3 protein-coding genes and 2 tRNA genes are annotated in these 6,336 nt (G+C 42.2%); all 5 read right to left on the reverse strand.

The window, feature by feature from the left end; translation table 11 throughout:
• Nucleotides 1-55: 55 nt before the first annotated feature.
• Nucleotides 56-3,139: an efflux RND transporter permease subunit gene (locus ACHUE3_RS14900; protein ID WP_394193158.1), complete on the reverse strand. Its 3,084-nt coding sequence runs from the start codon at nucleotides 3,137-3,139 to the stop codon at nucleotides 56-58.
• The gene (locus ACHUE3_RS14905) at nucleotides 3,136-4,335 is read right to left on the reverse strand and encodes an efflux RND transporter periplasmic adaptor subunit (RefSeq protein ID WP_394193159.1); all 1,200 of its coding nucleotides are present in this window, start codon (nucleotides 4,333-4,335) and stop codon (nucleotides 3,136-3,138) included. The genes ACHUE3_RS14900 and ACHUE3_RS14905 overlap by 4 nt, the downstream gene beginning before the upstream one ends.
• Nucleotides 4,332-5,741 (reverse strand): TolC family protein, encoded by a 1,410-nt coding sequence (locus ACHUE3_RS14910; RefSeq protein WP_394193160.1) that lies wholly within the window; start codon nucleotides 5,739-5,741, stop codon nucleotides 4,332-4,334. Before ACHUE3_RS14910 ends, ACHUE3_RS14905 begins: the two co-directional genes overlap by 4 nt.
• Before the next feature lie 308 nt (nucleotides 5,742-6,049).
• Nucleotides 6,050-6,125: transfer RNA gene (locus ACHUE3_RS14915), tRNA-Phe, on the reverse strand.
• A 134-nt stretch (nucleotides 6,126-6,259) separates the two neighbouring features.
• Nucleotides 6,260-6,335, reverse strand: a tRNA-Thr gene (locus tag ACHUE3_RS14920).
• Nucleotide 6,336: the final 1 nt, after the last annotated feature.

Genomic DNA, 6,336 nt, shown 5'->3' on the forward strand with positions numbered 1-6,336 from the left:
CGCTTAATTGCGGCATTTTTGTTTGTCTATTTTATAGCGTAATATTGATTGTTAACTACTTAAACCAACCTTGAAAGCGTTCCATCAACATGTAATTTACTGGCACCAGTAACAAGGTAATAAATGTCGCAAAGATAATGCCAAAGCCAAGGCTTACTGCCATAGGTATTAAAAATTGTGCTTGTGTGGCTTTTTCAAACAGTAGCGGCATTAAGCCAATAAAGGTAGTTAAACTGGTTAACATGACAGGGCGAAAACGTGCAACACCTGCTGTTTTCACTGCTTCCATTAACTCAAGCCCTTCATTACGTTTTTTATTAATGAAATCAACCAATACTAGAGAGTCATTCACCACAACACCAATCAATGCCAGCATACCGAGCAGGCTCATAATGGTCAGCTCCATCCCCATGATCCAATGCCCGATGACAGCGCCAATCATGCCAAATGGGATTATGCTCATCACGACTAATGGTTGTAAGTATGATTTAAATGGAATCGCAAGCAAGCCATAGATAACAAAAAATACAAACACCATGCCCCACAGTAATGAGCCAAACGATTCGCGTTGCTCTTTAGCCTCGCCGTCTAGCGAGTGACTAATCCCAGGGTATTGCTGTACTAGCTCGTCTAAATACGTTTTTAAATCCGCTTGTAATACAGTCATATTAGTGTCGGTTTTTTCTACATCGGCCGAGACATTGAGCGTGCGATAACGGTCAATTCGACTGATTGTTGATGGGCTTTGACCCGGCACTAAAGTCGCGACATGCGATAACGGCACTCGCCCGCCACTCGGGGTTTGAATTAGTATATCTTTTAAGTCTGCAACTGAGCGCCTTTCATCAATCGGTAAACGCACCATTACACGCACGTCGTCACGGCCACGTTGAATGCGCTGTACTTGAACACCAAAAAATGAGTTACGTACTTGCCTTGATACATCAACCCTATTGAGGCCAAGCGCCAAACCTTGCTCAGTTAGCTCGATTTGCAGCTCTTCTTTACCATCAGACATACTGTCGGCAATATCAAACACACTTGGGTAAGTTGCTAAACGTTGTTTAATTTGCTCAGCCACTTTTTGTAATGTTGCAATTGAATTTCCAGATAGCTGAATATCAATCGGACTAGAGCTTCTGCCGATTTCAGCCCTAAATGTAAGGCTTTCGGCCCCAGGGATCACACCGATGAGTTGCCGCCACTCTTTTACTAACTCTCGTGAGCCAATATCAGACTCTCGCTCTTCGGCAGGAGTGATTTCAAAACGAACACTGCCTGAGTTAGCTGCGCCGCCTCTACCACCTGTGCTGGCCAAAATATTAAGGATAATACTTTCACCTGTTTCTTCATCTCGGTATTTACTTTGCAGCTCACGGGCTTTGTCTGACATATCAATAATGTATTTATTGGTCACTTCAAACGGTGTACCCGCTGGGAAGGTTAAATTAACCCGCACAGTTTCGCTGGGAATACGCGGGAAGAAAATAAACTTAGTCCATCCACTGGTGATCATGGTTAGGATGATTAAGAATACCCCCATAAACAAACTCACTGTAGCCAGCTTATTGCGCAGTGCTAGACCAAGTACAGGCTGATAATACTTTAAAATAGCGTGCTCAAACCCATCGGCGAATCGCTGTTGTAGCTGTTCTAACTTAGAGCCTTCACCCTTTTGATGACGCAATTTAATGTATTTCAAATGCGCAGGTAACACGAATTTAGACTCGATAAGAGAAAATAATAAAACAGGAATAACCACCACAGGTATTTGGGCGAAAATGGCACCTCGCGCCCCTTCGATAAAGCCCAGAGGTAAAAATGCAGCAACCGTCGTCAATACACCAAATGTCACTGGCGTTGCCACTTCTTGAGTCCCTTTAATGGCAGCTTCTTCTCCCGATTTAGCTGTTTTTAAATGGGTATAAACGTTCTCCCCCGTGACAATGGCGTCGTCCACCACAATCCCCAGCACTAAAATAAAGCCAAATAAACTGATTACATTAATAGTGACGCCAAATGCAGCCATCGCCATAAATGCGCCCATAAACGACACGGGAATACCAATAAACACCCAAAATGCAATCGCGGGTCTTAAAAATAAAGTCAGTAAGCCCAACACCAAAATACCGCCCTGTAAGGCATTACTCGTTAAGGTGGCGATACGGCTTTTTACGACTTGTGAATCATCATCCCAGTAGCTTAAATAAAACCCTTGCGGTAAATTAGCTTGCTCGCTGGTAATGTAATTTTTAACCGCATCAGCCACTTCTATCGCGCTTTGCGGGCCAATACGATACACATCAATAAACGCAGCCTGCTTACCATTAAAACGAGTTCGTACAGGGGTTTCTTCAAAATCATCATTGACAGTTGCGATGTCGCTTAGGCGAATAATTGTGCCATCTGCTTGGTTTTTAATAACAATATTAGCAAATTCATCTTTACGATAAGCCTGCCCTTTTGAACGAATAAGTACATCTCCCCCCTCAGTTTTTAAATTACCTGCGGAGATATCAGAACTGGAGTTGGCAATGGCATTAGAGATTTGTGCCAATGTTAAATCATACTGGCGCAGCGTATCTTGGCTCACTTCAATTGCGAGTTCATAATTACGTACACCGCTTAATTCAACCTGTGTAATAGCGGGTATACGCAGTAGATCGTCGCGCACTTGCTCTGCATATTCTAGTGTTTCTTTTTCGTTGTAATCGCTTGAAACGGTCACCGCGATAACTTCGCGTTTTCGCTGTATTAAACCAATTACTGGCTTTTCAGCATCCGCTGGAAAGGTATTGATTGCATCTACACGGCTTTTAATATCCGCTAATATTTCGCGCTCGTCATAGCCGGTATCAACCTCAACACTTACTTGAGATGAGCCTTCAGACGAACGACTCGATATTTGTTTTATCCCTTCGAGATCTTGAAGTGCCTCTTCTATGCGTATCGTGACACCTTTTTCAGCATCTTCAGGGGTTGAGCCACGTAAGCTCACACTGATATTAATACGATCAGAAACAAAAGAAGGGAATACCTCCAGCGGTAACTTGGCTGATATGCTAAATAATCCACCCAGCACAATGCTTATTAGTAATAAGTTGGCAGCCACATGGTTACGGGTAAACCAAGCTATCATGGCTGCTCTCCTCGTTTTTGGGCTTTCTTCGTCTGCTCACCAATAATTTGCACAGGGGTACCTGAACTCACCTGACCCAGCGGCGTAAGCACAAGCTGACTACCTGCTTCAAGTCCTTTACTGACAATACCTTGCTCTGCATTTTGCCATGCTAAAGCAATGTCTTTACGTTGCAGCACACCATTTTCAACAACATATACATAGGTACCTTGGTAAATAGCACTGTTTGGAATGACCAATACTTGCTCGGCAACTTTGCCATTAATTTTAGCTTTTACATACTGCCCAATTTTTACCGGATATTGATTGTTACTGGTTGATTTATAAGGGTCGTTAATCTTAGCTACCACATAAAGCTGCTGTGCGCTTTCATCTATCGCGCCTTCAGTGCGAATAAGCTGGCCTTGCCACTTTTGCTCGCCAATTAAATTAGAGGTAAAGTTAACGGCTGAACCACGCGCGTTAGTCGAACCATCAGTGTATTGCTCTGGCAGGTTTATAAAAGGGAGATCTTTATTTTTTAATGGTAAGCGAATTTCAACACTATCAATTGCAAATATCGTGGCTAACTGCGTGTTATTAGATACAACTTGCCCAACATCAACAGTACGACTTAAAACCCGTCCTGCGTATGGAGCCTTTACTTTTGTACGCTCAAGATTAAGCTGAGCTTTTTCTAATTGTGCCTGTGCAGAAAGTACTTGGGCTTGAGCTGCTGCTAGCTGAGGCTTTCTGAGTACCAGCACACTAGGCTCAGATTCATTGCCTAAACGCTGCCAGTCAGTTAAGGCTTGGCGCCCTCGCGCTTGTTCTTCAAACAAGTTTTGCTCTGCATTGAGAAGGTTTGCTTGGGCCGATTTAACTTCCGCTTTTAAATCGCGATCATCTAACTGTAATAACACATCACCTTCGCCAAAAAATCCCCCCTCACGGAACTGCTCATTGATGGCTGTAATTTGCCCAGCAACCTGAGCCACTAACATACTTTGGGTTCGTGGCTTTACGGTGCCAAAACTATCAATTTGTACCGTGTAATCAACAGGTTTTAGCTGTTCTACTGCAACATTAATTTTGGCTTTGGGCGGCGCGGAAAAACGTGATGCTTTAGGGGGGTTACCCTTGATAAACATAATTAAAAATACAGTCGCAATAATAATAACGGCTGGAATAATTACTTTTTGTTTATTGATTTTCATAATGCTTGCTCATCCTGTGCGGATCTTGATTTTGCAAAATCGCCACCTAGGGCAACATGTAAATTGATTCGATTGGTTAATAACTGGTTTTTTATGTCTATGAGTGAGCTTTGAGCATCAAACGAACGTGCTTGTGCATCTAATACTGTGGTGTAACTCACTAAGCCACTTTGGTATTGCTCAAATGATAATTGCTCTGCTGCCAGTGCATTCTCTTGAGCTTGTAACGTGCTTTGATAACGCGCCTGTAAAGATTGCTGCAGTGCAATGGCATTTTCGACTTCACCGAATGCATCATATAAAGTATTTAGGTAGGCTTGCTCTTGCTTTTGCGTGTTTAATCTTGCTATCTCTTCGTTAGCTTCTAATCGACCACCTTTAAAAATAGGCGCTGAAATGCCACCGATTAATGACCATGCAAGGCTAGATGGCGAAAATAAATCACTCACCCTGTCTGTGTTGTCACTTATTCCTGCTGATAAGTTTAAGCTTGGAAAGCGCTGCTTATGGGCATAAGCCAGTGATGCATCTGAAGCAAGTAGTTGATACCAACTAGCTCGCAATGCTGGCTTGCGAGTGATTAGTTCAGAAGGGATACCTAAAGGAACCTCTTCTTTAATAACTGGCAAGTCTTGATTTGCTTCGAGCGCTCCGCGTGGATAATCACCAAGCAAACGCTCGAGTGTACGAGCTGCTTTTGTTAAATTGGCCCGTTGAGTAGCAATACGTGAACGCTCATTATTTAACTCATTTCGTGCTAGATAAACATCCAATGCTTGGTTTAAGCCTTGGCGATAACCTGACTCAATAATTTCTAAATTCTGCTGTGTGTTAGCTTCTCTGCGTTTAAATAACTCAAGTAGTTGCTCAGCACTTATAAGATTGAACCAGCTGGTGACAACATCAGCAACTAGTTGCTGTTTCTGCTGCTCGTAACGTGCTTGCTGGGCTAAGTAATTTAGATTATCTCTGCGTTTTGCGTCAGAAAGTTTACCCCATAAATCAATCTCATAGCCTAGCTCCAATGTGAGTGAGCTTGAGTTGTTATAACTAACAGGACGGTTCCCTTTACTACGACCTACGCGAGAGGATATATCCAAACTCGGCCATAATGCTGACCCTGAGACAATGAGTTGTTGTTTTTGTATTTCTACATCATATCGACTTTGGATGAGTTGCTGGTTATTTTTAAGCGCACTAAAAACCAGTTGCTCAACAGCAGGCGTGGCTAAATCATCAAACCATACGTGATCCACTTTAGTAACTGACTCAAGAGCAGCTTGTTGCCACTGGACAGGGATTGCATTAGGTACTTGCTTTCGTTCTTGTGGGTTCAAAGTACTCGCACACCCGCTGAGCAGCACAATACTTATCGCCAATAAAGATGGCTTATGTTGCCAAATCATATTAAAACCTGGTTAATGCTATTTATGAATGTTATTCAAACACCTTAGTGAATATTGCTCAATTCACTTTACATAACATTACATATTTAGCGATATAGTTATAAGTTGCATCAATACGCCATGAATTAACATATTGATCACAAAATAATTTACACATCAACTCAATAAATACGAAAACCCTCATATTCATTCGAACTTTTGAATATCAATAATCAGAATAGGCGCTTGAAGTTTGGGGCAATTGAAGAACTTAGAGGATTTAAAATAATAAACAAAAAAGCCCTGCGGATGCAGGGCTTTAATATAAATGGTGCCTCGACCCGGAATCGAACCAGGGACACGAGGATTTTCAATCCTCTGCTCTACCAACTGAGCTATCGAGGCACTTAAACAGTGCTTGTTAAATGTTTAATTAAACAGATAACTAAATAAATGGTGCCGACTAATCGAGTCGAACGGATAACTTAAATGAATTACTGATTACAAGTCAGTTGCTCTGTTCAAATTATCTAAATAAATGGTGCCGACTAACCGAGTCGAACGGTTGACCTACTGATTACAAGTCAGTTGCTCTACCAGCTGAGCTAAGTCGGCA

This window comes from Pseudoalteromonas atlantica, assembly GCF_043641955.1.
GTDB classification, from domain to species: Bacteria; Pseudomonadota; Gammaproteobacteria; order Enterobacterales; family Alteromonadaceae; genus Pseudoalteromonas; species Pseudoalteromonas atlantica_A.